The organism is Pseudomonas sp. SGAir0191, from assembly GCF_002812565.2.
In the GTDB taxonomy this organism is placed as follows: domain Bacteria; phylum Pseudomonadota; class Gammaproteobacteria; order Pseudomonadales; family Pseudomonadaceae; genus Aquipseudomonas; species Aquipseudomonas parafulva_B.
This window is the reverse complement of the sequence record NZ_CP025035.2, coordinates 4331159-4356552: the sequence shown is the minus strand read 5'-3', so window position 1 is coordinate 4356552 and position 25394 is coordinate 4331159. Positions and strand designations below refer to the sequence as shown.

The window sequence follows — 25394 nt, the reverse complement described above, 5'->3', positions numbered from 1 at the left end:
AAGTTAGCTGCAACAACATCCATCGTTGCCTAATCGTCTTCCGAGGAACCGCCGATGAACATGCTCCAAACCGCGCCTGCCGGTATCGCCAGCCAGCTCAAGCTGGATGCGCACTGGATGCCCTATACCGCCAACCGCAATTTCCAGCGCGATCCTCGGCTGATCGTGGCGGCCGATGGCAATCATCTGGTGGACGACAAGGGGCGCAGGATCTTCGATGCCCTCTCAGGGTTGTGGACATGTGGCGCGGGCCATACCCGCAAGGAAATCACCGAGGCGGTGTCGCGCCAGATCGGCACCCTGGACTACTCGCCAGGGTTTCAGTTCGGGCACCCGCTGTCCTTCCAGCTGGCTGAAAAGATTGCCGAACTGACGCCGGGTGACCTGAATCATGTGTTCTACACCAACTCAGGCTCCGAATGTGCCGATACGGCCCTGAAGATGGTGCGCGCCTACTGGCGCCTGAAAGGCCAGGCCACCAAGACCAAGATCATTGGCCGCGCCCGTGGCTACCACGGGGTTAACATCGCCGGCACCAGCCTGGGCGGGGTCAACGGCAACCGCAAGATGTTCGGGCAGTTGCTGGACGTCGATCATCTGCCGCACACCGTATTGCCGGTCAACGCGTTCACCAAGGGCCTGCCGGAGGAAGGCGGCATCGCGCTGGCTGACGAGATGCTCAAGCTGATCGAGCTGCACGATGCATCCAATATCGCAGCGGTGATCGTCGAGCCGCTGGCAGGTTCGGCCGGCGTGCTGCCGCCGCCCAAGGGTTACCTCAAGCGTCTACGTGAAATCTGCACCCAGCACAATATCCTGCTGATCTTCGACGAAGTGATCACCGGCTTCGGCCGCATGGGCGCGATGACCGGCGCCGAGGCCTTTGGCGTTACGCCTGACCTGATGTGCATCGCCAAGCAGGTGACCAACGGGGCGATCCCCATGGGGGCGGTGGTTGCCAGCAGCGAGATCTACCACACGTTCATGAACCAGCCGACGCCGGACTATGCCGTGGAATTCCCCCATGGCTATACCTACTCTGCACACCCGGTCGCCTGTGCGGCAGGGCTTGCTGCGCTGGATCTGCTGCAAAAGGAAAACCTCGTACAGTCCGCTGCAGACCTGGCGCCGCATTTTGAGAACCTGCTGCACGGCGTCAAAGGCACCAAGAACATCGTCGATATCCGCAACTATGGCCTGGCAGGCGCCATCCAGATCGCCGCCCGGGACGGAGATGCCATCGTGCGCCCTTATGAAGCGGCGATGAAGCTGTGGAAAGCGGGCTTCTATGTGCGATTCGGCGGCGACACCTTGCAGTTCGGCCCAACCTTCAACACCAAACCTGAAGAGCTGGACCGTCTGTTCGATGCCGTGGGCGAGACGCTGAACCTGATCGACTGATTTCCTGCGTTCAAGGCAGGCGCCTGTCGCACACACGCCTGCCACGCCTTTTTCTATCTGGAGTGTTACATGAGCATTGTTCAGCACCTGATTAACGGTGACCTGGTTACCAAGGGCGAGCGCACCGCCGATGTGTTCAACCCCTCCACTGGCCAGGCCATTCGCAAGGTCGAACTGGCCAGTCGTGCGACCGTGCAGCAAGCCATCGATGCTGCCAAGGCCGCGTTCCCGGCCTGGCGCAACACCCCGCCGGCCAAGCGCGCCCAAGTCATGTTCCGTTTCAAGCAACTGCTCGAGCAGAACGAAGCGCGAATTGCACAAATGATTAGCGAGGAGCATGGCAAGACCCTGGAAGACGCCGCCGGGGAGTTGAAGCGTGGTATCGAGAACGTCGAGTTCGCCTGCGCTGCACCTGAATTGCTCAAGGGCGAGTACAGCCGAAACGTGGGCCCCAACATCGACGCCTGGTCCGACTTTCAACCGCTGGGGGTAGTAGCGGGGATCACGCCGTTCAACTTCCCGGCGATGGTGCCACTGTGGATGTATCCACTGGCAATCGCGTGCGGCAACGCATTCATCCTCAAGCCGTCGGAGCGTGACCCCAGCTCGACGCTGTTCATCGCCCAGCTGTTGCTGGAAGCGGGCTTGCCCAAGGGCATCCTCAATGTGGTGCACGGTGACAAGGAAGCGGTGGATGCCCTGATCGAGGCGCCGGAGGTCAAGGCGTTGAGCTTCGTGGGTTCTACGCCAATTGCCGAGTACATCTACGCTGAGGGTACCAAGCGTGGCAAGCGCGTCCAGGCACTGGGCGGCGCGAAGAACCATGCAGTGCTGATGCCCGATGCCGACCTGGACAATGCCGTCAGTGCGCTGATGGGGGCTGCCTATGGTTCGTGCGGTGAGCGCTGCATGGCCATTTCGGTCGCGGTGTGCGTGGGTGACCAGGTGGCCGATGCGCTCATTGCCAAGCTTGAGCCGCAAATCAAGGCACTGAAGATCGGTGCGGGCACATCGTGCGGCCTGGACATGGGGCCGCTGGTCACGGCGGCGGCTCGCGACAAGGTGGTTGGCTACATCGATGAAGGCGTGGCGGCGGGCGCCAGGCTCGTGGTGGACGGGCGCGGCTTGAGCGTGTCGGGTAATGAAGAGGGCTATTTCGTCGGCGGCACCTTGTTCGATAAAGTGACCCCGCAAATGCGCATCTACAAGGAAGAGATCTTCGGGCCGGTGTTGTGTGTAGTACGGGTCGACAGCCTCGAGCAGGCCATGCAACTGATCAATGATCACGAGTACGGCAACGGTACCTGCATCTTTACCCGTGACGGTGAAGCGGCGCGGTTGTTCTGCGATGAAATCGAGGTAGGCATGGTAGGGGTTAACGTTCCGCTGCCGGTCCCTGTGGCCTATCACAGCTTCGGCGGTTGGAAGCGTTCGCTGTTTGGTGATCTGCATGCCTACGGGCCAGACGGCGTGAGGTTCTACACGCGGCGCAAGGCCATTACTCAACGCTGGCCGCAGCGGGCCAGCCATGAAGCATCGCAGTTCGCATTCCCTAGTTTGTAAGCGTGCTGTTGGGGAGCAAGGAGGCCATGGGGCCTCCTTCTTCTATATAACGTAGTGCTTCATCCATCAGCGGCGCCTTCCCAGCCCACGGCCAGAGCATTTCAAATACATGAAATTAATGGTTGACGCGGTTTCGAATCCCCTTATAATGCGCCCCACTTCCAGCGACATCGGAACGCGAAACTCCTTGAGATTCAATGAGTTAGCTAGTTCGGGTGGTGCTGTAAGGGTTACGATCGAACAGATCGGCAGCGGTTGAGAAGAAGGTTGACAGCGTGTTGAAACGCTGTAGAATTCGCCTCCCGCTACGAGAGATCGAAGCGAGTCAAGTGTTTGAAGTTGAACGAGTTTCTCGAAACAAACTTCAAAATAAACGCTTGACAGGCAATGAGGAAAGCGTAGAATGCGCGCCTCGGTTGAGGCGAAACGCTCTCAGCCAAACGCTCTTTAACAAATCGAATCAAGCAATTCGTGTGGGTGCTTGTGAGTACGGACTGATAGTCAAAAAGATTATCAGCATCACAAGTGACCATGCGAGAAATCACATAGTCATTTGAGATTGCTGAGCCAAGTTTAGGGTTTCTTAAAAACCCAAGCAGTATTGAACTGAAGAGTTTGATCATGGCTCAGATTGAACGCTGGCGGCAGGCCTAACACATGCAAGTCGAGCGGATGACGGGAGCTTGCTCCTTGATTCAGCGGCGGACGGGTGAGTAATGCCTAGGAATCTGCCTGGTAGTGGGGGACAACGTTTCGAAAGGAACGCTAATACCGCATACGTCCTACGGGAGAAAGCAGGGGACCTTCGGGCCTTGCGCTATCAGATGAGCCTAGGTCGGATTAGCTTGTTGGTGAGGTAATGGCTCACCAAGGCGACGATCCGTAACTGGTCTGAGAGGATGATCAGTCACACTGGAACTGAGACACGGTCCAGACTCCTACGGGAGGCAGCAGTGGGGAATATTGGACAATGGGCGAAAGCCTGATCCAGCCATGCCGCGTGTGTGAAGAAGGTCTTCGGATTGTAAAGCACTTTAAGTTGGGAGGAAGGGTTGTAGATTAATACTCTGCAATTTTGACGTTACCGACAGAATAAGCACCGGCTAACTCTGTGCCAGCAGCCGCGGTAATACAGAGGGTGCAAGCGTTAATCGGAATTACTGGGCGTAAAGCGCGCGTAGGTGGTTTGTTAAGTTGGATGTGAAAGCCCCGGGCTCAACCTGGGAACTGCATCCAAAACTGGCAAGCTAGAGTACGGTAGAGGGTGGTGGAATTTCCTGTGTAGCGGTGAAATGCGTAGATATAGGAAGGAACACCAGTGGCGAAGGCGACCACCTGGACTGATACTGACACTGAGGTGCGAAAGCGTGGGGAGCAAACAGGATTAGATACCCTGGTAGTCCACGCCGTAAACGATGTCAACTAGCCGTTGGAATCCTTGAGATTTTAGTGGCGCAGCTAACGCATTAAGTTGACCGCCTGGGGAGTACGGCCGCAAGGTTAAAACTCAAATGAATTGACGGGGGCCCGCACAAGCGGTGGAGCATGTGGTTTAATTCGAAGCAACGCGAAGAACCTTACCAGGCCTTGACATGCAGAGAACTTTCCAGAGATGGATGGGTGCCTTCGGGAACTCTGACACAGGTGCTGCATGGCTGTCGTCAGCTCGTGTCGTGAGATGTTGGGTTAAGTCCCGTAACGAGCGCAACCCTTGTCCTTAGTTACCAGCACGTTATGGTGGGCACTCTAAGGAGACTGCCGGTGACAAACCGGAGGAAGGTGGGGATGACGTCAAGTCATCATGGCCCTTACGGCCTGGGCTACACACGTGCTACAATGGTCGGTACAGAGGGTTGCCAAGCCGCGAGGTGGAGCTAATCTCACAAAACCGATCGTAGTCCGGATCGCAGTCTGCAACTCGACTGCGTGAAGTCGGAATCGCTAGTAATCGCGAATCAGAATGTCGCGGTGAATACGTTCCCGGGCCTTGTACACACCGCCCGTCACACCATGGGAGTGGGTTGCACCAGAAGTAGCTAGTCTAACCTTCGGGGGACGGTTACCACGGTGTGATTCATGACTGGGGTGAAGTCGTAACAAGGTAGCCGTAGGGGAACCTGCGGCTGGATCACCTCCTTAATCGACGACATCAGCCTGCTGATGAGCTCCCACACGAATTGCTTGATTCATTGTAAAAGACGATGTTGTAAAGCGACCCTGTTATAGGTCTGTAGCTCAGTTGGTTAGAGCGCACCCCTGATAAGGGTGAGGTCGGCAGTTCAAATCTGCCCAGACCTACCATTACTTGGTTCAGCCGTAGAATACGGGGCCATAGCTCAGCTGGGAGAGCGCCTGCCTTGCACGCAGGAGGTCAGCGGTTCGATCCCGCTTGGCTCCACCAATCCTTCAGGCTTCAGGTTTGCAGCACTGTTCAGAACACAGAAATGAACATTCCGGTGTGAATGTTGATTTCTGACTTTTGTCAGATCGTTCTTTAAAAATTCGGATATGTGATAGAAATAGACTGAAGACCAGTTTCACTGCTGGAATTCAGGCTAAGGTAAAATTTGTGAGTTCTGCTCGTAAGAGCAACGTGCGAATTTTCGGCGAATGTCGTCTTCACAGTATAACCAGATTGCTTGGGGTTATATGGTCAAGTGAAGAAGCGCATACGGTGGATGCCTTGGCAGTCAGAGGCGATGAAAGACGTGGTAGCCTGCGAAAAGCTTTGGGGAGTCGGCAAACAGACTGTGATCCAGAGATCTCTGAATGGGGGAACCCAGCCAGCACAAGCTGGTTATCTTGTACTGAATACATAGGTGCAAGAGGCGAACCAGGGGAACTGAAACATCTAAGTACCCTGAGGAAAAGAAATCAACCGAGATTCCCTTAGTAGTGGCGAGCGAACGGGGACCAGCCCTTAAGTTGATTTGAGATTAGTGGAACGCTCTGGAAAGTGCGGCCATAGTGGGTGATAGCCCCGTACACGAAAATCTCTTATCAATGAAATCGAGTAGGACGGAGCACGAGAAACTTTGTCTGAATATGGGGGGACCATCCTCCAAGGCTAAATACTACTGACTGACCGATAGTGAACCAGTACCGTGAGGGAAAGGCGAAAAGAACCCCGGAGAGGGGAGTGAAATAGAACCTGAAACCGTATGCGTACAAGCAGTGGGAGCCTACTTTGTTAGGTGACTGCGTACCTTTTGTATAATGGGTCAGCGACTTATATTCAGTGGCGAGCTTAACCGAATAGGGGAGGCGTAGCGAAAGCGAGTCTTAATAGGGCGTTTAGTCGCTGGGTATAGACCCGAAACCGGGCGATCTATCCATGGGCAGGTTGAAGGTTAGGTAACACTGACTGGAGGACCGAACCGACTACCGTTGAAAAGTTAGCGGATGACCTGTGGATCGGAGTGAAAGGCTAATCAAGCTCGGAGATAGCTGGTTCTCCTCGAAAGCTATTTAGGTAGCGCCTCATGTATCACTGTAGGGGGTAGAGCACTGTTTCGGCTAGGGGGTCATCCCGACTTACCAAACCGATGCAAACTCCGAATACCTACAAGTGCCGAGCATGGGAGACACACGGCGGGTGCTAACGTCCGTCGTGAAAAGGGAAACAACCCAGACCGTCAGCTAAGGTCCCAAAGTCATGGTTAAGTGGGAAACGATGTGGGAAGGCTTAGACAGCTAGGAGGTTGGCTTAGAAGCAGCCACCCTTTAAAGAAAGCGTAATAGCTCACTAGTCGAGTCGGCCTGCGCGGAAGATGTAACGGGGCTCAAACCATGCACCGAAGCTACGGGTATCATCTTATGGTGATGCGGTAGAGGAGCGTTCTGTAAGCCTGTGAAGGTGAGTTGAGAAGCTTGCTGGAGGTATCAGAAGTGCGAATGCTGACATGAGTAACGACAATGCGAGTGAAAAACTCGCACGCCGAAAGACCAAGGTTTCCTGCGCAACGTTAATCGACGCAGGGTTAGTCGGTCCCTAAGGCGAGGCTGAAAAGCGTAGTCGATGGAAAACAGGTTAATATTCCTGTACTTCCAGTTATTGCGATGGAGGGACGGAGAAGGTTAGGCCAGCCTGGCGTTGGTTGTCCAGGTTTAAGGTGGTAGGCTGAAATCTTAGGCAAATCCGGGATTTCAAGGCCGAGAGCTGATGACGAGTTGCCTTTAGGCGATGAAGTGGTTGATACCATGCTTCCAAGAAAAGCTCCTAAGCTTCAGATAACTGGGAACCGTACCCCAAACCGACACAGGTGGTTAGGTAGAGAATACCAAGGCGCTTGAGAGAACTCGGGTGAAGGAACTAGGCAAAATGGCACCGTAACTTCGGGAGAAGGTGCGCCGGCGAAGGTGAAGGGCTTGCCCCGTAAGCTTTTGCTGGTCGAAGATACCAGGCCGCTGCGACTGTTTATTAAAAACACAGCACTCTGCAAACACGAAAGTGGACGTATAGGGTGTGACGCCTGCCCGGTGCCGGAAGGTTAATTGATGGGGTTAGCGCAAGCGAAGCTCTTGATCGAAGCCCCGGTAAACGGCGGCCGTAACTATAACGGTCCTAAGGTAGCGAAATTCCTTGTCGGGTAAGTTCCGACCTGCACGAATGGCGTAACGATGGCGGCGCTGTCTCCACCCGAGACTCAGTGAAATTGAAATCGCTGTGAAGATGCAGTGTATCCGCGGCTAGACGGAAAGACCCCGTGAACCTTTACTATAGCTTTGCACTGGACTTTGAATTTGCTTGTGTAGGATAGGTGGGAGGCTTTGAAGTGGGGACGCCAGTTCTCATGGAGCCATCCTTGAAATACCACCCTGGCAACTTTGAGGTTCTAACTCAGGTCCGTTATCCGGATCGAGGACAGTGTATGGTGGGTAGTTTGACTGGGGCGGTCTCCTCCCAAAGAGTAACGGAGGAGTACGAAGGTGCGCTCAGACCGGTCGGAAATCGGTCGTAGAGTATAAAGGCAAAAGCGCGCTTGACTGCGAGACACACACGTCGAGCAGGTACGAAAGTAGGTCTTAGTGATCCGGTGGTTCTGTATGGAAGGGCCATCGCTCAACGGATAAAAGGTACTCCGGGGATAACAGGCTGATACCGCCCAAGAGTTCATATCGACGGCGGTGTTTGGCACCTCGATGTCGGCTCATCACATCCTGGGGCTGAAGCCGGTCCCAAGGGTATGGCTGTTCGCCATTTAAAGTGGTACGCGAGCTGGGTTTAGAACGTCGTGAGACAGTTCGGTCCCTATCTGCCGTGGACGTTTGAGATTTGAGAGGGGCTGCTCCTAGTACGAGAGGACCGGAGTGGACGAACCTCTGGTGTTCCGGTTGTCACGCCAGTGGCATTGCCGGGTAGCTATGTTCGGAAGAGATAACCGCTGAAAGCATCTAAGCGGGAAACTTGCCTCAAGATGAGATCTCACTGGGATCTTGAATCCCCTAAAGGGCCGTCGAAGACTACGACGTTGATAGGTTGGGTGTGTAAGCGCTGTGAGGCGTTGAGCTAACCAATACTAATTGCCCGTGAGGCTTGACCATATAACACCCAAGCAATTTGCTCCTGCAGATTGCGGTGGTGAAGATGACATGAACCGAAAGTTCGCAACGCATCGCAAATATCACATATCCGAATTCGCTGGGCTGTCCAACAGGACATTCTGGCTACAGAATTTCTTGACGACCATAGAGCATTGGAACCACCTGATCCCATCCCGAACTCAGTAGTGAAACGATGCATCGCCGATGGTAGTGTGGGGTTTCCCCATGTGAGAGTAGGTCATCGTCAAGATTCATTTCGCAAAACCCCTATCTGCGTATGCAGGTAGGGGTTTTGTCTTTGGGCGTCAAAAAAATTTTCCAAGCCTGCCTGTCGCTCAAGCCACCCCTCCCTGATCGGCAAGAATCCAAATTTAGATCGCCGGGCCATTCGAAGCTGTATCCCCAGCCTATGCCGCCCTCCATAAGATCACTAGAATAACCCCACGCACTTACTCAGAAGCGTCCTATGTCCAACCCCGTCGAGCCAGAAACGCTGGCTGATCTGCCACTCGAAGACCTGGTCGCATGCCATGAATGCGATCTACTCTTACGCAAACCTGTGATTCACCCCGGTGAAAAAGCGCTTTGCCCACGCTGCGGCTACGAGCTCTATGCGCACCGGCATAATGTGGTCAATCGCAGCCTGGCGTTGGTGCTGACGGCGCTCGCGCTGTTCATCCCAGCCAATTTCCTGCCGATCATGCAGTTGCATCTGCTAGGCCAGACATCGGACGACACCGTCTGGAGCGGCGTACTGGGGTTGTACGATTCGGGCATGCAGGGGGTGGCCATCGTGGTTTTCCTGTGCAGCATGGCCATACCGCTGGCAAAACTGATGTGTCAGCTGGTCGTTTTGCTGGCGATTCGGCTTAACACAGGGCGCAGGCTAGGGTTATTGCTGTACAGGACCTATCACCACTTGCGTGACTGGGGCATGCTCGAGGTCTACTTCATGGGCGTGCTCGTGGCTATCGTCAAATTAGTGGACCTGGCAGAACTTACCGTAGGGGTTGGGCTGTTCTGCTTCATCAGCCTGCTGTTGATTCAGGTCTGGCTGGAGGTCGTCATGTCACCGCACCAGGTCTGGAGTGCATTATCGGGGGAGGACCCGCATGCGGGCGATTGATGCAGGTATCGTTGTCTGCAACGAGTGTCATGAACTGAACAGGCAAGCCACAGGCGACGCATCCCAAACCTGCACGCGGTGCGGTGCCAGGGTGCATCCGCGTCGACCGAACAGCATCATGCGCACCTGGGCGCTGCTCATCGCTGCCTCCATTCTTTATATTCCGGCCAACGTGCTGCCGATCATGACCGTCAGCTCATTCGGTCAAGGCACGCCCGACACCATCATGTCGGGCGTCATTGCCCTGCTCAAGCACGGCATGGTACCGATTGCGGCCGTGGTATTTACGGCCAGTATCCTCGTGCCTACGTTCAAGCTGGTGGGGATCGGCCTGCTGTTGTATTCCGTGCAGCGCAGGCAGCCCCTGTCGGCGCGTCAACGGATCTGGATGTACCGTTTCATCGAATTCATAGGACGTTGGTCCATGCTCGACATTTTCGTCATCGCCATTCTGGTGGCAGTGGTGAATTTCGGCAGGATAGCCAATGTCGAAGCCAATCTGGGCGCTGTCGCCTTCGCAACTGTGGTGATCCTGACAATGCTTGCTGCTTTGACTTTCGATCCCCGACTGATTTGGGATAACACGGAGTCGGATGACGACCATGAGTGACCTGCCAACGGCTAAAACCCGCCCTGCCTCCAATTGGTCGGCCATCTGGATCCTGCCCCTGATCGCGCTGATGATCGGAGGCTGGCTCGCATGGCAGGCTTACCGTGAGGCTGGCGTGCAGATCGAGGTGCGTTTCGAGTCGGGCGAAGGCATCGTCGCCAACAAGACCGAAGTCATCTACAAAGGCATGCCGGTCGGCAAGGTCAAGAGCCTGGTGCTGGATGCAGAGGGCGAGAATCAGGGTGTCATCGCTACCATCGAGATGAACCAGGCGGCCGAAGGGCATCTGAACAAGGGCACGCGTTTCTGGCTGGTCAAGCCGAGCGTCAGCCTGGCAGGCATATCCGGCCTCGAGACGTTGGTGTCTGGTAACTACATTGCCGTCAGCCCTGGAGAAGGGGAGCCCACCAAGCGGTTCACCGCGCTCAAGGTGGCACCGCCCCTGTCGGATTCCGAGCCTGGTTTGCACCTGACCCTCAAGGCCGAGCGCCTGGGGTCGCTCAATAAAGACAGCCCGATCTTCTACAAGCAAATCCAGGTCGGCCGCGTGAAGAGTTACCGGCTTTCCGAAGACCAGAGCACGGTCGAGGTGAAGATTTTCATTGAGCCGGCCTATGCGAGTCTGGTGCGCAAGCACACACGCTTCTGGAACGCCAGCGGCGTCAGCATCGACGCCTCGCTGTCGGGGGTCAAGGTGCGCAGCGAGTCGCTGTCGAGTATCGTCGCCGGCGGCATCGCCTTTGCCACGCCAGAGCACCGCAAGGACAGCCCGCCCACTGACCCAAGCCTGCCATTTCGCCTGTACGAGGACTTCGATGCAGCCCAGGCCGGTATTCGGGTAAAGGTAAAGCTGAGCGACTACGAGGGCTTGCAGGCAGGCCGTACGCCCGTCATGTACAAAGGTATCCAGGTGGGCTCTCTCAAGACCCTGAAAATGGAAGACAACCTATCCAGCGCCACCGCCGAGCTGACGCTGGACCCATTGACCGAAGACTACCTGGTTGATGGCACCCAGTTCTGGGTGGTCAAGCCTTCCATTTCCCTGGCGGGCATCACGGGCCTGGAAGCGCTGGTCAAGGGTAACTACATTGCCATCCGCCCTGGCGAGAAAGGCGCTCGCCCTGAGCGCGAGTTCGAAGCGCGCGCCAAAGCGCCGCCGTTGGACCTGAAGGCGCCGGGCCTGCACATGGTGCTGTTCGCAGATACCCTGGGCTCCCTGGAAGTAGGTAGCCCCGTGATCTTCAAGCAGGTGAAGGTAGGTAGCGTGCAAAGCTATCAGTTCGCCCGTGACAGCAACCGCATTCTGATCGGTGTGCACATCGAGAAAGAATACGAAAAACTGGTAAACGGCTCGACACGGTTCTGGAACGCCAGTGGTATTACCCTCACCGGTGGCCTGTCTGGCATCAAGATCAAGAGTGAATCCCTGCAGACCTTGATGGCAGGCGGCATTGCCTTCGATACGCCACGGCCCAATGTGCCGCTAAAGCGCCATATCCCGCGTTTCCGCTTGCATGAGAGCCAGGAGGCAGCCAATCGTGCCGGTACCCTTATCACGATCCGCGTGGAGCGTGCCGATGGGCTCAAGCCAGGCACCGCCATCCGCTTCCGGGGGCTGGATGTGGGCAGTGTAGAAAGTGTGGACCTTACCAAGGACATGGACGCAGTGCTGTTGAAGGCGCGTATTACCGAAGCGGCAGAGCGCATTGCCCGTGCCGGCACTCAGTTTTGGGTGGTCAAGCCATCCTTCGGCCTGGTGCGCACCGAAAACCTCGACACGCTGGTAGGCGGGCAGTACCTGGAGGTACAGCCTGCGATCAAGGACAGGGGCCCTCAGCGTGACTTCATCGCACTGGCCGAAGCGCCCGAGGTTGCGGGGCCCGAAGTGGGTTTGCCAGTGACCCTCAGCGCACCTCGGCTAGGCTCCATCAAGCCCGGTGTGCCCGTGACATTCCGCGAGGTGGCGGTGGGCAAGGTGACCGATGTCGAACTGGGGCAGAGTGCCGACAGGGTGTTGATCCACATTCTGATCGAGCCACGTTATGCCAGCCTGGTACGTAGCGGCAGCCGCTTCTGGAACAGCAGCGGCTTCGGCTTCGATTGGGGCTTGTTCAAGGGCGCCACCGTGCGCACGGAGTCGCTGGAAACACTGATCGATGGCGGTATCGCCTTCGCGACGCCCGAGGGTGAACGCATGGGCACCCCGGCTCGGCCAAGGCAAACCTTTCCGCTGTTCGAAAAAGCCGAAGACGAATGGCTGCAGTGGGCACCCAAGATCCAGATCGCCAAGTGATACAGGGCAGGGCCGCCATGCGGCCCTGCAACTTTTCAGAGCGTGCGTTGAGCCGCGAACCGGGAAACTCACAAAACGCAGGCATAAAAAAACCGACCCTGAGGTCGGTTTTTTGACTAGCGCGTCGCTTAGGCAGCTGCAGCTTCTTTCAGCGCCTTGATGTGGCCATTCAGACGGCCTTTGTGACGAGCAGCCTTGTTCTTGTGGATGATACCTTTGTCGGCCATACGGTCGATTACAGGTACAGCCAGAACGTAAGCGGCTTGCGCTTTTTCGGCGTCTTTTGCGTCAATGGCTTTAACTACATTCTTGATGTAGGTGCGGACCATGGAACGCAGGCTGGCGTTGTGGCTGCGACGCTTCTCAGCCTGTTTTGCACGTTTCTTGGCGGAAGGTGAGTTGGCCACCGTCGAGCTCCTCGAAAGACTTTAGGTAAATAGCAAACAAAATAGGCCGCGAATCATGCCGATCAGTCGGACGGATGTCAAGGCCACTTGCAAGGTTCCGCCGAGCGGTGCGCCAACAAGCGGGAAAGATTCCTTTCTGCTGCGCGACCTGTACACTCGGGAATTTTTGGCTCCCCTGCGAAGGCGCGGGAGTATCGCACATTCGGGCGCGCTCTGGCAGCGTCCACTGTCATTGGCGTGAATCTTTTCGATGAACCTGCTCAAATCCCTGGCTGCGGTAAGCTCGATCACCATGATTTCGCGGGTGCTGGGCTTTGTCCGCGACACCATCCTGGCGCGTATTTTCGGCGCCGGCGTTGCCACCGATGCCTTCTTCATTGCATTCAAGCTACCCAACCTGCTGCGCCGCATCTTTGCCGAAGGGGCGTTCTCCCAAGCATTCGTGCCCATTCTTGCCGAATACAAAAGCCAGCAGGGCGAAGAGGCCACGCGTACTTTCGTGGCCTACGTCAGCGGCTTGCTGACGCTGGTACTGGCCGTTGTGACCGGCATCGGCATACTGGCCGCACCCTGGGTGGTGTGGGCCACGGCGCCTGGTTTCGTCGACAACGCCGAGAAATACCAGCTCACCACCGACCTGCTGCGGGTCACCTTTCCTTATATATTGCTGATCTCGCTGTCATCGTTGGTGGGCGCCATCCTCAACACCTGGAACCGCTTCAGCGTGCCGGCCTTCACGCCGACCTTGCTCAACGTGGCGATGATCGTGTTCGCCGTATTGCTCACGCCGTATTTCAATCCGCCGATCATGGCGCTGGCCTGGGGCGTGCTGGCCGGTGGCCTGGCGCAACTGCTCTACCAGCTTCCGGCCCTGAAAAGGATCGGCATGCTGGTGTTGCCGCGGCTTAACCTGAAAGATGCAGGCGTGTGGCGGGTGCTCAAGCAGATGCTCCCTGCCATCCTCGGCGTCTCGGTGAGCCAGATATCGCTGATCATCAATACTATTTTCGCCTCGTTCCTGGTGGCAGGTTCTGTCTCCTGGATGTATTACGCAGACCGGCTCATGGAACTTCCGTCTGGTGTCCTGGGCGTCGCTTTGGGCACCATCTTGCTACCGACCCTGGCCAAGACCTACGCCAACAAGGACCGGGAAGAGTACTCGCGCATCCTCGACTGGGGCCTGCGCTTGTGCTTTTTGCTGGTGCTGCCGTGTACGCTGGGGCTGGCGATCCTTGCCGAGCCGCTGACCGTGGCCCTGTTCCAGTACGGCAAATTCAGCGCGACCGATGCGGCCATGACCCAGCAGGCGCTGATCGCCTATTCCGTTGGTCTGCTGGCAATCATCATGGTCAAGGTGCTGGCGCCGGGCTTCTATGCGCAGCAGAATATTCGCACGCCAGTGAAGATTGCCGTCTTCACCCTGGTCTGCACGCAACTGTTCAACCTTGTGCTCATCGGCCCGCTGGCGCATGCCGGACTGGCCCTGGCCATCAGCCTTGGCGCCTGCCTCAACGCCGGCCTGCTGTTCTGGAAACTGCGCACCCAGCAGCTGTTCCAGCCGCAACCGGGCTGGGCCGTTTTTCTGCTCAAGCTGGTGTTGGCGGCAAGCCTGATGTCCGGTGTCCTGTTGGCCGGCATGCACTACCTGCCGGCCTGGGTCGAGGGGAACATGCTTGAACGACTGATGCGGCTGATGGCGCTGATCATGGCGGGCGTCGTCACCTACTTTGGTTGCCTGTACCTGTGCGGTTTCCGGCCTCGGCAGTTCGCCCGCAAAGCCTTGCACTGAGGCGGCGGGCGCGTCAGGCGTCGGTTTTTCGCAATCCACGCCGCCCTTGGGCGCTGCTGCCTGTCACCGGCGCCCGGGTGTGGTTATAATCGGCCACTTTATGAGCAAGAAGCGCGTTATGCAGCTGGTTCGAGGTCTTCACAACCTGCGCCCCGAACACCGGGGGTGTGTCGCCACCATTGGCAACTTCGACGGGGTACATCGTGGCCACCGGGCAATCCTGGAGCGCCTGCGCGAGCGCGGCCAGGCCCTGGGCCTGCCGACCTGCGTGGTAATCTTCGAACCGCAGCCGCGTGAGTACTTCACGCCCGACACCGCGCCGGCCCGCCTGGCCCGGCTGCGCGACAAGGTCGCGTTGCTGGCCGGGGAGGGCATCGACCGCGTGTTGTGCCTGGCCTTCAACCAGCGCCTGGGTGAGCTCGACGCCGACGACTTCGTCAGTACCATCCTGGTCGATGGCCTGGGCGTGCAGCATCTTGAAGTGGGTGACGACTTCCGCTTTGGCTGTGACCGCAAAGGCGACTTCGCCTTCCTGGTCCAGGCAGGCGCGCAGTATGGTTTTACCGTAGAAGCCGCCAACACCGTGATCCAGGACGGCCTGCGGGTCAGCAGTACCGAGGTGCGCAAGGCGCTGGCGCAAGGCAACTTCGAGCTGGCCGAGCACCTGCTGGGCCGCCCGTACAGCATCACCGGCCGCGTTTTGCATGGCCAGAAGCTGGCCCGCCAGCTCGGCACACCCACCGCCAACATCCAACTCAAGCGCCGTCGTATACCGCTGGCCGGGGTCTACCTGGCCAGTATCGAGATCGATGGCAAGGCCTGGGCGGGTGTCGGCAACATTGGCGTGCGTCCTACCGTTGCCGGTGACGGACGCCCGCACCTGGAAATCCATCTTCTGGACTATGCCGGTGACCTTTATGGCCGCCGCCTGACGGTGGTGTTCCACCACAAGCTGCGTGAAGAGCAGCGATTCGCCTCCCTGGAGGCGCTGAAGTCGGCGATCGATGCGGATATCGCCGCCGCACGTGCACATTGGCACGCTCAACCGCTAACCAAGAGCCTGAAATGACCGACTACAAAGCCACGCTAAACCTTCCGGACACCGCCTTCCCCATGAAGGCCGGCCTGCCTCAGCGCGAACCGCAGATTCTGCAGCGCTGGGACAGCATTGGCCTGTACCAGAAGCTGCGCGAGATTGGCAAGGATCGTCCCAAGTTCGTCCTGCACGACGGCCCGCCCTACGCCAACGGCAAGATCCACATCGGTCATGCGCTGAACAAGATCCTCAAGGACATGATCGTCCGTTCCAAGACCCTGGCCGGCTTCGATGCGCCGTACGTGCCGGGCTGGGACTGCCATGGGCTGCCGATCGAACACAAGGTCGAAGTCACCCATGGCAAGCACCTGACCGCCGACCGTACCCGCGAGCTGTGCCGCGAGTACGCTGCCGAGCAGATCGAAGGGCAGAAGACCGAGTTCATTCGCCTGGGCGTGCTGGGCGATTGGGACAACCCCTACAAGACCATGAACTTTGCCAACGAGGCCGGTGAAATCCGCGCCCTGGCCGAGATGGTCAAGCAGGGCTACGTGTTCAAGGGCCTCAAGCCGGTGAACTGGTGCTTCGATTGCGGCTCGGCACTGGCCGAGGCCGAAGTCGAATACGCCGACAAGAAGTCGCAGACCATCGACGTGGCGTTCCCTGTCGCCGATGACGCCAAGCTGGCCGCAGCTTTCGGTTTGGCGGCACTCGAAAAGCCGGCCGCCATCGTGATCTGGACCACCACCCCGTGGACCATCCCTGCCAACCAGGCACTGAACGTTCACCCCGAATTCCAGTACGCTCTGGTCGATATCGGCGAGCGCCTGCTGGTCCTGGCCGAAGAGCTGGTCGAGTCCTGCCTCAAGCGCTTTGAGCTGGAAGGTTCGGTAATCGCCACCGCTCCAGGCTCGGCCCTTGAACTGGTCAACTTCCGTCACCCGTTCTACGACCGCCTCTCGCCGGTCTACCTGGCCGAGTACGTCGAACTCGGCGCAGGCACTGGCGTGGTGCATTCCGCGCCGGCCTACGGTGAAGACGACTTCGTGACCTGCAAGCGCTACGGCATGGTCAACGATGACATCCTCACGCCCGTGCAGAGCAACGGGGTGTACGTCGAATCGCTGCCGTTCTTCGGCGGGCAGTTCATCTGGAAGGCCAACCCGGCCATCGTAGAGAAACTGGGCGAAGTCGGTGCGCTGATGCACACCGAGACCATCAGCCACAGCTACATGCACTGCTGGCGTCACAAGTCGCCGCTGATCTACCGTGCCACCGCACAGTGGTTCGTGGGCATGGACAAACAGCCACGCGACGGTGAACCGCTGCGCGAGCGTGCCCTCAAGGCCATCGAGGACACCAAGTTCGTCCCGGCGTGGGGCCAGGCACGCCTGCACTCGATGATCGCCAACCGGCCTGACTGGTGCATTTCGCGCCAGCGCAACTGGGGCGTGCCTATCCCGTTCTTCCTGAACAAGCAGACGGGTGAGCTGCACCCACGCACCGTCGAGTTGATGGAAGAGGTTGCCAAGCGCGTCGAGCAACAGGGCATCGAGGCCTGGTTCAAGCTCGACGCCGCCGAGTTGCTGGGCGCCGAAGCCGAGCAGTACGACAAGATCGCCGACACCCTGGACGTATGGTTCGACTCTGGCACCACGCACTGGCATGTACTGCGCGGCTCCCACGACATCGGCCATGCCACCGGCCCCCGCGCCGATTTGTACCTGGAAGGTTCCGACCAACACCGCGGCTGGTTCCACTCGTCGCTGTTGACCGGCTGCGCCATCGACGGCCACGCCCCGTACCGCGAGCTGCTGACCCACGGCTTCACCGTGGACGAGAACGGCCGCAAGATGTCCAAGTCGCTGGGCAACACCATCGAGCCCGAGAAGGTCAACAACACCCTGGGTGCCGATATCCTGCGCCTGTGGGTAGCTGCCACCGACTACTCCGGCGAAATGGCAGTGTCCGAGCAGATCCTGCAGCGCAGCGCCGATGCCTACCGGCGTATTCGAAACACCGCACGCTTCCTGCTCTCCAACCTGACCGGCTTCGACCCGGCCCGCGACCTGCTCGCGCCGCAGGACATGCTGGCCCTGGACCGTTGGGCGGTGGACCGCACCCTGTTGCTGCAACGCGAGCTGGAAGAGCACTACGGCGAGTACCGCTTCTGGAACGTCTACTCCAAGGTGCACAACTTCTGTGTACAGGAGCTGGGTGGTTTCTACCTCGACATCATCAAGGATCGCCAGTACACCACGGGTGCCAACAGCGTCGCCCGTCGCTCCTGCCAGACCGCGCTGTACCACATCAGCGAGGCGCTGGTGCGCTGGATCGCGCCGATCCTGGCCTTCACCGCCGACGAAATCTGGCAGTACCTGCCGGGTGAGCGTAACGAGTCGGTCATGCTCAATGGCTGGTATGAGGGCCTGAGCGAGCTGCCGGAAGGCACCGAACTCGATCGCGCCTATTGGGATCGAGTCATGGCGGTCAAGGCTTCGGTCAACAAGGAACTGGAAAACCAGCGGACCGCCAAGGTCATCGGCGGCAACCTGCAGGCCGAAGTCACCTTGTATGCGGACGAGGGCCTGAGCGCCGACCTGAACAAGCTGGGCGACGAGCTGCGCTTCGTGCTCATCACCTCGGCTGCCAGCGTTGTGCCGTTCGCGCAGGCGCCTGCCGAGGCGGTGGCGACCGAAGTGGAAGGCCTCAAGCTGAAAGTGGTCAAGTCCGGCTACACCAAGTGCGGCCGTTGCTGGCACTTCCGTGCAGACGTCGGCAGCCATCCGGAGCACCCGGAAATCTGCGGTCGCTGTGTGGAAAACCTGACCGGCTCCGGCGAGGTGCGCCACTATGCCTAACCTTGCAGCGGGGCGCTTCGGGCGCCTCGCATGGCTGTGGCTGAGCGTGCTGGTCCTGGTCGTCGACCAGGCCACCAAGCTGTACTTCAACAACGCCCTGACCATGTACCAGCAAATTGTCGTCATTCCCGACTACTTCAGCTGGACCCTGGCCTACAACACTGGCGCTGCGTTCAGTTTCCTGGCCGATGGCGCCGGCTGGCAGCGTTGGCTGTTCGCCTTGATCGCCGTAGTGGTCAGCGCAGTGCTGGTGGTGTGGCTCAAGCGCCTCGGTCGTCATGAAACCTGGCTGGCCGTAGCGCTGGCCCTGGTACTGGGCGGTGCCATCGGGAACCTCTACGATCGCATCGTGCTGGGCCATGTGGTCGATTTCATCCTGGTGCACTGGCAGAACCGCCACTACTTCCCGGCCTTCAACGTGGCCGACAGCGCCATCACCGTCGGCGCAATCATGTTGGCGCTGGATATGTTCAAGAGCAAGAAATCCGAGGAGCCGGTCCATGACTGACATTCGTATCGGCCAGAAAACCGAAGTCACCCTGCATTTCGCCCTGCACCTGGAAAACGGTGACACGGTCGACAGCACGTTCGACAAGGCACCTGCCACCTTCAAGGTGGGCGACGGCAACCTGCTGCCGGGCTTCGAGGCCGCGCTGTTCGGTTTCAAGGCTGGCGACAAGCGTACCGTGGAGGTTGCCCCGGAGAACGCCTTCGGCCAGCCTAACCCACAGAATGTGCAGGTTATGCCGAGGTCCCAGTTCGAAGGCATGGAGCTGTCCGATGGCTTGCTGATCATTTTCAAGGACGCCGCCAACGCCGAACTGCCGGGCGTGGTGAAGGCCTTCGACGACGATCAGGTGACCATCGACTTCAATCACCCACTGGCTGGCAAGACCCTGACCTTCGAGGTGGAGATCCTCGAGGTGAAGGCCCTGTAGGCCTGGAGCCGATCATGCAAATCAAACTCGCCAACCCGCGCGGCTTCTGCGCGGGGGTCGACCGGGCAATCGAAATCGTCAACCGCGCGCTGGAAGTGTTCGGCCCGCCCATCTATGTGCGTCACGAAGTGGTGCACAACAAGTTCGTCGTCGAAGACCTGCGCAGCCGCGGCGCCATTTTCGTCGAGGAGCTCGATCAGGTGCCGGACGATGTCATCGTCATCTTCAGCGCCCATGGGGTTTCCCAGGCCGTGCGTCAGGAAGCCGGTGGGCGCGGCCTGAAGGTGTTCGATGCCACCTGCCCATTGGTTACCAAGGTGCACATCGAGGTGGCCAAGTACAGCCGCGATGGCCGTGAGTGCATCCTGATTGGCCATGCCGGGCACCCGGAAGTCGAAGGCACCATGGGGCAGTATGACGCCAGCAATGGCGGGGCCATCTACCTGGTAGAAGACGAGAACGATGTGGCCAATCTGCAGGTCAAAGACCCTGACCACCTGGCATTCGTGACGCAAACTACCCTGTCGATGGACGACACCAGTCGCGTGATCGACGCGCTGCGTGCGCGCTTTCCCAACATCGGCGGGCCGCGCAAGGACGACATCTGCTACGCCACGCAAAACCGCCAGGATGCCGTGAAGCAACTGGCCGACGAGTGTGATGTGGTCCTGGTGGTCGGCAGCCCCAACAGTTCCAACTCCAACCGCCTGCGTGAACTTGCCGAGCGCATGGGCACCCCGGCCCATCTGATCGACGGTGCTGAAGACCTGCAGCGGGCCTGGTTCGACCAGGTTGGCCGCATCGGCATCACCGCAGGCGCGTCCGCGCCGGAAGTGCTGGTGCGCGGCGTCATCGAACAGCTCAAGGCATGGGGCGCTACGGGCGCCGAAGAGCTGGACGGGCGTGAAGAGAACGTCACCTTCTCGATGCCCAAAGAGCTGCGTGTGCGCTCATTGATCTGATCGCCTGCGCGGGCCTGAGCGTTTATCCATAAACGCTCAGGCCCCAGCACCTGTGCACCTTCGACTATCGCGGATTTCATTCGATACTCTGACCCTGCCGCTGGACGCCATTACCACTTGATGCTGGCTGGTGCCGGCCGAGCGCGTGCATACCTCGAAAGTCGCCGCCAGCCAGTTGCCGGCAGGGTTGACTGGCAGGCCCATGGCCGTGAACGTCATCGTCGTACCCAGGTTCGCGGCGATCTGCAGAGGCCGGCGCAGGCGTTGCTCACGCAGCACCCGCGAATCCTGCTCCAGCATCACTCGCCATCCGTTGCCCCACGCATCGTCGAGCGCCTGCACCCGCACATCCTCACCCAACAGCATGGCGTGCCCGCGTGCGCTACGCAGCGTTTGCGCCAAGTCCCGCGTGACGGCAGCACGGTGTAGGTCATCGCTGAGCTTGACGTAGACAGGCGCGCCAAGCTGCGTCAGGACAGCGAGCACCGCCAGCGCCGACACCGTTTGTATCAGTGTTACTCCCTGTTGCTTCACCGTGCATTTCTCCTTGGACGTGCTTGGCTTTAGCTTCACGCACGCCGGGTCACCCTTCCAGTGGCAGGCGTACATCGACAACGCATGAAAAGTCGCAGGAGCTGCAGGGATGCAGGTAACGCAACGGGGCATGACGCTCTTGGAAACGCTGTTGGGCATGGTAGTGATTGCCGTGGGCATGTTTGCCGCAGCGGCGCTGCACATGCAGGCTTTGCAGGCCACGCATGACGCTCGGCAGCAGGTGCAGGCGGTGCTGGCATCTGCCAGTGCACATGAGCAGGCGCTGCCATGAGGCTTCGGCAAAACGGGGTCGGATTGCTCGAACTGCTGCTGGCGCTGGCACTCGGGTTGATGCTGTTGGCCGGCGCCAGCCAGTTGTTCACCTCTGCCCACCGGGCGTGGCAGTTGCAAGGGGGTGCGCTGCGCATGCAGGAAGATGCACGGCTGGCCCTATTGCGCATGGCCCAGGACGTCCGCATGGCTGGCATGTTCGGCTGCCTGCGCTTAGAGCCCGCTGATCTGCCGGACGGCGACACCCTTGCCGCCTTTAGCCGACCACTGGAAGTCGAGGAATCAAGCCTCACGGTGGTAGTGGCCGACCTTCCGGGCCATTCGCTCAAGCCCCAATGGACCCTGCTCACTGACTGCGTCGGATACGCCAAAGTACATCGTGGACATGTCCACGCCGCCGCGCCGCTGATGGCCATCCCCATCACCCGGCATCGTTACGCCGTCAGGGACGATACCCTGTACTTCACCCGTGGCAGCAGCACCCAGCCCCTGCTTGAGCATGTGCGCCGTCTGCACGTGGTGGCTGCGGACGATGGCCAGCGCATCGACCTGCACTTGAATCTGTTCGACCCTTTGTTGGCGCTGGAGCAGCAGTACGTTGTCAGTGTGGCCCGCCGCAACGGGGGCGAGCCATGACACGTGAGCGGGGGGTGGTGCTGCTGTTGGCGTTGGTGCTGAGCCTTTTGTTGGGGGTGCTGAGCACTTCGGCGCTACGTGCAGCCGCCGTTGAAACGCAAATGGTAGGCCTGTTCAAAGAAGGTCAGCTGGCCTTCGAGCAGGCCGAAGCCACATTGGCGGTTGGCAAGCAATCGATCGTGCAGGCGCCGCCACCGCCGTGTGAAGTATGTCTGCCGCCTGAGCAGCCTCATCGCCTGGCCGGGGCCTGGCAAGCCGGGCCGGAAGGCTTTTTTCAGGTGCAGAACCTAGGCACTACGCAACGCGCCGTGGCTATCCCGATGGGGCGACCAGTGACAGTTTTCCGGGTCACCGCGGTCAGCCAGCGAAGTCATCCGCGGCAGGCAGTGGAAGCGGTGTATGCCAACGATGGCGGTGAGCTTGTCCGCATGGCGTGGCGACAAAGATTCAGAGGAGACTGACATGCAGCAAGGCATCAGCCTGATCGAGCTGTTGATTGTGCTGGCCGTCACCGGCATTCTGGCAGCCATTGCCTACCCCCGTTACAACGACCACCTGCGGCAGGCAGCGCGCCACGAGGTGGTCGCCCTGTTGCACGATGCCGCATTGCGCCTGGAACGCCATCGCTTGCTTACTGGCCAGTATGCCGACGGCGACCCGAGTCTGCCTTCGGGCAACCGCTACTACAGCCTGCAAGCGCTGCGCGAGGACCAGACCTTCACCCTGCGTGCCCGACGTTTGCCCACAGGGCTCATGGCCGAGGACCGCTGTGGCGATTTCGAGCTTGATCAAGCTGGGGTAGGGCGCAACCACGGCGCCAGCGACAGCGCGCGCTGCTGGGGAGGCTGAACGGTCACAGGTGCCCGGTGCATCGCGGTTTTTTACTTCAGGTGTTGAATCGACAGATGAGCAAGCAAGTAGTGGTGGTCGGTGGCGGGGTCATTGGCCTGCTGACGGCATTCAACCTGGCGGCGAGCGTTGACCAGGTGGTGATATGCGACCAGGGCGAGGTAGGCCGCGAGTCATCCTGGGCCGGGGGCGGTATCGTCTCACCCCTGTATCCGTGGCGCTACAGCCCGGCAGTGACCGCCCTGGCGCATTGGTCGCAAGACTTCTATCCACAGCTGGGCGAGCGCCTGTTCGCCAGCACGGGCCTGGACCCTGAAGTGCATACCACCGGGCTTTACTGGCTCGACCTGGATGATCAAGCCCAGGCCTTGGCTTGGGCGGGCCGTGAGCAGCGCCCGCTGAGCGCCGTGGACATTTCGGCGGTGTACGACGCAGTCCCTGTGCTGGGGCCAGGCTTTGAGCGGGCCCTCTACATGGAAGGCGTGGCCAATGTGCGCAACCCACGCCTGGTCAAATCGCTGAAGGCAGCGTTGCTGGCATTACCCAATGTGAGTGTGCGTGAGCACTGCCAGATCACGGGTTTTGTGCAGCAGGACGGTCGTATCGTTGGGGTGAGCACCGCTGAAGGCGAGCTGGCCGCCGACGAAGTCGTACTCAGTGCCGGCGCCTGGAGCGGCGAACTGCTACGCCACCTGGGCCTTGAGCTTCCGGTCGAGCCGGTGAAAGGGCAGATGATCCTGTTCAAATGCGCTGAAGATTTTCTGCCAAGCATGGTGCTTGCCAAAGGCCGTTATGCAATTCCACGCCGGGATGGGCACATTCTGGTTGGCAGCACGCTGGAGTATGCCGGCTACGACAAGACCCCCACCGATCAGGCGCTGGCAAGCCTCAAGGCATCGGCGGTGGATCTGCTGCCCGGCCTGGATGGCGCGCCCGTGGTGGCCCACTGGGCCGGGCTACGGCCAGGTTCGCCTGAAGGCGTTCCGTTTATCGGGCCGGTGCCAGGTTTTGATGGGTTATGGCTGAACTGCGGCCATTATCGAAACGGGCTGGTGCTGGCGCCAGCCTCGTGCCAACTGCTGGCCGATTTGCTCAGTGGCGCCGAGCCCATCATCGACCCGGCACCCTACGCCCCCCATGGGCGTCTTGGCTAACCGCCCGATCAACCCTGGCGGCCAGGCCCCTGCTGCAAGTGCGCCTGGCTGCAATACCAGGTGTTGCCCTGCGCCAGTGCTTGATCGGTGGGCAGGTGCACGCCGCAATGCGCGCAGCGAACCATTTTTAAAGGCGCGTCGAGCTTGGCCTCTTGACGCGGTTGCTGGCTGAGTTTGAATTTGCGCCACAGCCAGAACGCGGCGGCGATCAGAACGATCCAGAAAAGTAGGCGAACCATGGTGTTCAGCTTGTCGAATGAAAGAGGATGACAGTCTAGGGCGCAGGCAATAAAAAAGGGAGGTCCAGGACCTCCCTTTCATGCAACGCCTGAATCAGTCGAACAGACCGAAGGTCATGTAGCTGAACCAGGAACGGTTGCTGTCGGCTTCCTTGGGCCCTGGTGGCTCGATCGGGTCGCCGTTTTCGTCCTTGGGCAGCAGCTCCTTGGGCATTTCGTCACGCGCATCTTGGAACTGCTTGATCACGTCCTGGTTAGCGCGGGTCTGGCCCGGTGGCAGCGGGGTGTCGGTTTCGATCAGGCCCAGCGTAGCCTTGGACAGCCAGCCGCGACCGTCAGACTCGGTCTGCTTGGGCTGGAACTCGCCATCGGCCAGGCTCGGGTGGTCCGGGTAGTTGAGCTTCAGGGTCTCGAGGCTAGTGGCAGCCAGGTCGTCCAGGTGCATCTTCTGGTACGCCTCGACCATCACCGCCAGGCCGTCGCCGACCGAAGGCGTTTCCTGGAAGTTCTCCACCACGTAGCGGCCACGGTTGGCGGCAGCCACGTATGCCTGACGGCTGAGGTAGTAGTCGGCCACGTGGATTTCATAGGAGGCCAGCAGGTTGCGCAGGTAGATCATGCGCTGCTTGGCGTCCGGCGCGTAACGGCTGTTGGGGAAACGGCTGGTGAGCTGCGCGAACTCGTTGTACGAGTCGCGGGCCGCGCCCGGGTCGCGTTTGGTCATGTCCAGCGGCAGGAAGCGCGCCAGCAGGCCACGGTCCTGGTCGAAGGAGGTCAGGCCTTTGAGGTAGTAGGCGTAGTCGACGTTCGGGTGCTGCGGGTGCAGGCGGATGAAGCGCTCGGCAGCCGACTTGGCAGCCTCCGGCTCCGAGTTCTTGTAGTTGGCGTAGATCAGCTCCAGCTGCGCCTGGTCGGCATAGCGGCCGAACGGGTAACGCGACTCCAGGGCCTTGAGCTTGTTTACGGCGCTGGTGTAGCTGGAATTGTCCAGGTCAGCCTGGGCCTGCTGATACAGCTCGGCCTCGCTGAGGTTCTCGTCGATGACTTCCTTATTAGAGGAACAGGCCGCGGTGAGCCCGAGGATGGCGATCAGCAGCAGGTGTTTCACTTGCATGGCGGCTTGCGTCCCTTTGACGGCCGCTGTCTTGGGCGGGGCCGTCC

At 59.4% G+C, this 25394-nt stretch carries 20 protein-coding genes, 2 tRNA genes and 3 rRNA genes; 21 read left to right on the top strand and 4 right to left on the bottom strand.

The window, feature by feature from the left end; translation table 11 throughout:
- Positions 1-54 precede the first annotated feature (54 nt).
- The 10 genes from CWR53_RS19470 (at position 55) to CWR53_RS19425 (ending at position 12537) form a co-directional block, all read left to right on the top strand.
- Positions 55-1401 carry an aspartate aminotransferase family protein gene (locus CWR53_RS19470; RefSeq protein ID WP_100852292.1) on the top strand — a complete coding sequence of 449 codons (1347 nt, stop codon included), beginning with the start codon at positions 55-57 and terminating at the stop codon, positions 1399-1401.
- A 69-nt stretch (positions 1402-1470) separates the two neighbouring features.
- On the top strand, positions 1471-2964 hold the full coding sequence (locus tag CWR53_RS19465) for a CoA-acylating methylmalonate-semialdehyde dehydrogenase (protein ID WP_058605263.1): 1494 nt from the start codon (positions 1471-1473) through the stop codon (positions 2962-2964).
- Positions 2965-3567: 603 nt separating this feature from the next.
- Positions 3568-5103 (top strand): 16S ribosomal RNA (locus CWR53_RS19460).
- 85 nt (positions 5104-5188) lie between these two features.
- Positions 5189-5265, top strand: a tRNA-Ile gene (locus CWR53_RS19455).
- A gap of 24 nt (positions 5266-5289) precedes the next feature.
- Positions 5290-5365: transfer RNA gene (locus CWR53_RS19450), tRNA-Ala, on the top strand.
- Positions 5366-5615: 250 nt separating this feature from the next.
- Positions 5616-8508, top strand: a 23S ribosomal RNA gene (locus CWR53_RS19445).
- Between the two features lie 134 nt (positions 8509-8642).
- Positions 8643-8758 (top strand): 5S ribosomal RNA (gene rrf, locus CWR53_RS19440).
- The 16S, 23S and 5S rRNA genes sit together here with 2 tRNA genes alongside, the layout of an rRNA operon.
- 216 nt (positions 8759-8974) lie before the next feature.
- Entirely contained in the window at positions 8975-9634 is a 660-nt protein-coding gene (locus CWR53_RS19435; protein WP_058603174.1) for a paraquat-inducible protein A, read from the top strand.
- Positions 9621-10244, top strand: a complete 624-nt coding sequence (locus CWR53_RS19430) for a paraquat-inducible protein A (protein WP_058603173.1) — start codon at positions 9621-9623, stop codon at positions 10242-10244. Before CWR53_RS19435 ends, CWR53_RS19430 begins: the two co-directional genes overlap by 14 nt.
- Positions 10237-12537, top strand: coding sequence for a PqiB family protein (locus CWR53_RS19425; RefSeq protein ID WP_100852683.1), 2301 nt, complete (start codon positions 10237-10239; stop codon positions 12535-12537). The genes CWR53_RS19430 and CWR53_RS19425 overlap by 8 nt, the downstream gene beginning before the upstream one ends.
- Positions 12538-12665: 128 nt before the next feature.
- On the opposite strand, the gene rpsT is transcribed toward CWR53_RS19425, so the two are convergent.
- Positions 12666-12944 carry a 30S ribosomal protein S20 gene (rpsT, locus tag CWR53_RS19420; RefSeq protein WP_023533220.1) on the bottom strand — a complete coding sequence of 93 codons (279 nt, stop codon included), beginning with the start codon at positions 12942-12944 and terminating at the stop codon, positions 12666-12668.
- 250 nt (positions 12945-13194) lie between these two features.
- Between rpsT and murJ the strand changes: the two genes are divergently transcribed.
- The 6 genes from murJ to ispH all read left to right on the top strand — a co-directional run bounded on the left by murJ (position 13195) and on the right by ispH (position 20530).
- Positions 13195-14733, top strand: a complete 1539-nt coding sequence (gene murJ, locus CWR53_RS19415) for a murein biosynthesis integral membrane protein MurJ (protein ID WP_058603172.1) — start codon at positions 13195-13197, stop codon at positions 14731-14733.
- A 118-nt stretch (positions 14734-14851) separates the two neighbouring features.
- The gene (gene ribF, locus CWR53_RS19410; RefSeq protein ID WP_100852291.1) at positions 14852-15802 is read left to right on the top strand and encodes a bifunctional riboflavin kinase/FAD synthetase; all 951 of its coding nucleotides are present in this window, start codon (positions 14852-14854) and stop codon (positions 15800-15802) included.
- Positions 15799-18630, top strand: a complete 2832-nt coding sequence (gene ileS / locus CWR53_RS19405) for an isoleucine--tRNA ligase (protein WP_058603170.1) — start codon at positions 15799-15801, stop codon at positions 18628-18630. Before ribF ends, ileS begins: the two co-directional genes overlap by 4 nt.
- A complete protein-coding gene (gene lspA, locus CWR53_RS19400; protein WP_058603169.1) occupies positions 18623-19138 on the top strand; it encodes a signal peptidase II in 516 nt (171 codons plus the stop codon). Before ileS ends, lspA begins: the two co-directional genes overlap by 8 nt.
- Entirely contained in the window at positions 19131-19568 is a 438-nt protein-coding gene (gene fkpB, locus CWR53_RS19395) for an FKBP-type peptidyl-prolyl cis-trans isomerase (RefSeq protein WP_100852290.1), read from the top strand. The genes lspA and fkpB overlap by 8 nt, the downstream gene beginning before the upstream one ends.
- A gap of 14 nt (positions 19569-19582) precedes the next feature.
- Complete coding sequence (ispH, locus tag CWR53_RS19390; RefSeq protein WP_058603167.1) at positions 19583-20530, top strand: 4-hydroxy-3-methylbut-2-enyl diphosphate reductase; 948 nt, start codon at positions 19583-19585, stop codon at positions 20528-20530.
- Positions 20531-20566: 36 nt separating this feature from the next.
- Here ispH and CWR53_RS19385 read toward each other — a convergent pair whose 3' ends face one another.
- Positions 20567-21064, bottom strand: coding sequence for a GspH/FimT family pseudopilin (locus tag CWR53_RS19385; protein ID WP_100852289.1), 498 nt, complete (start codon positions 21062-21064; stop codon positions 20567-20569).
- 109 nt (positions 21065-21173) lie between these two features.
- On the opposite strand from CWR53_RS19385, the gene CWR53_RS19380 reads away from it, so the two are divergent.
- Genes CWR53_RS19380 through thiO form a run of 5 tightly spaced genes read left to right on the top strand, consistent with a single transcriptional unit; the run spans position 21174 to position 23994 of the window.
- Positions 21174-21356, top strand: a complete 183-nt coding sequence (locus CWR53_RS19380; RefSeq protein WP_100852288.1) for a prepilin-type N-terminal cleavage/methylation domain-containing protein — start codon at positions 21174-21176, stop codon at positions 21354-21356.
- A complete protein-coding gene (locus CWR53_RS19375) occupies positions 21353-21991 on the top strand; it encodes a PilW family protein (protein WP_100852287.1) in 639 nt (212 codons plus the stop codon). The genes CWR53_RS19380 and CWR53_RS19375 overlap by 4 nt, the downstream gene beginning before the upstream one ends.
- Positions 21988-22452 (top strand): hypothetical protein, encoded by a 465-nt coding sequence (locus CWR53_RS19370; protein ID WP_100852286.1) that lies wholly within the window; start codon positions 21988-21990, stop codon positions 22450-22452. The genes CWR53_RS19375 and CWR53_RS19370 overlap by 4 nt, the downstream gene beginning before the upstream one ends.
- Position 22453: 1 nt before the next feature.
- Positions 22454-22840, top strand: a complete 387-nt coding sequence (locus CWR53_RS19365; protein ID WP_058603162.1) for a type IV pilin protein — start codon at positions 22454-22456, stop codon at positions 22838-22840.
- Positions 22841-22896: 56 nt separating this feature from the next.
- Positions 22897-23994, top strand: a complete 1098-nt coding sequence (gene thiO, locus CWR53_RS19360) for a glycine oxidase ThiO (protein ID WP_100852285.1) — start codon at positions 22897-22899, stop codon at positions 23992-23994.
- 8 nt (positions 23995-24002) lie between these two features.
- Here thiO and CWR53_RS19355 read toward each other — a convergent pair whose 3' ends face one another.
- Both CWR53_RS19355 and CWR53_RS19350 read right to left on the bottom strand, forming a co-directional pair.
- Positions 24003-24233 (bottom strand): PP0621 family protein, encoded by a 231-nt coding sequence (locus CWR53_RS19355; protein WP_023533255.1) that lies wholly within the window; start codon positions 24231-24233, stop codon positions 24003-24005.
- A gap of 94 nt (positions 24234-24327) precedes the next feature.
- Positions 24328-25347: an outer membrane protein assembly factor BamD gene (locus CWR53_RS19350; RefSeq protein ID WP_058603159.1), complete on the bottom strand. Its 1020-nt coding sequence runs from the start codon at positions 25345-25347 to the stop codon at positions 24328-24330.
- Positions 25348-25394 lie beyond the last annotated feature (47 nt).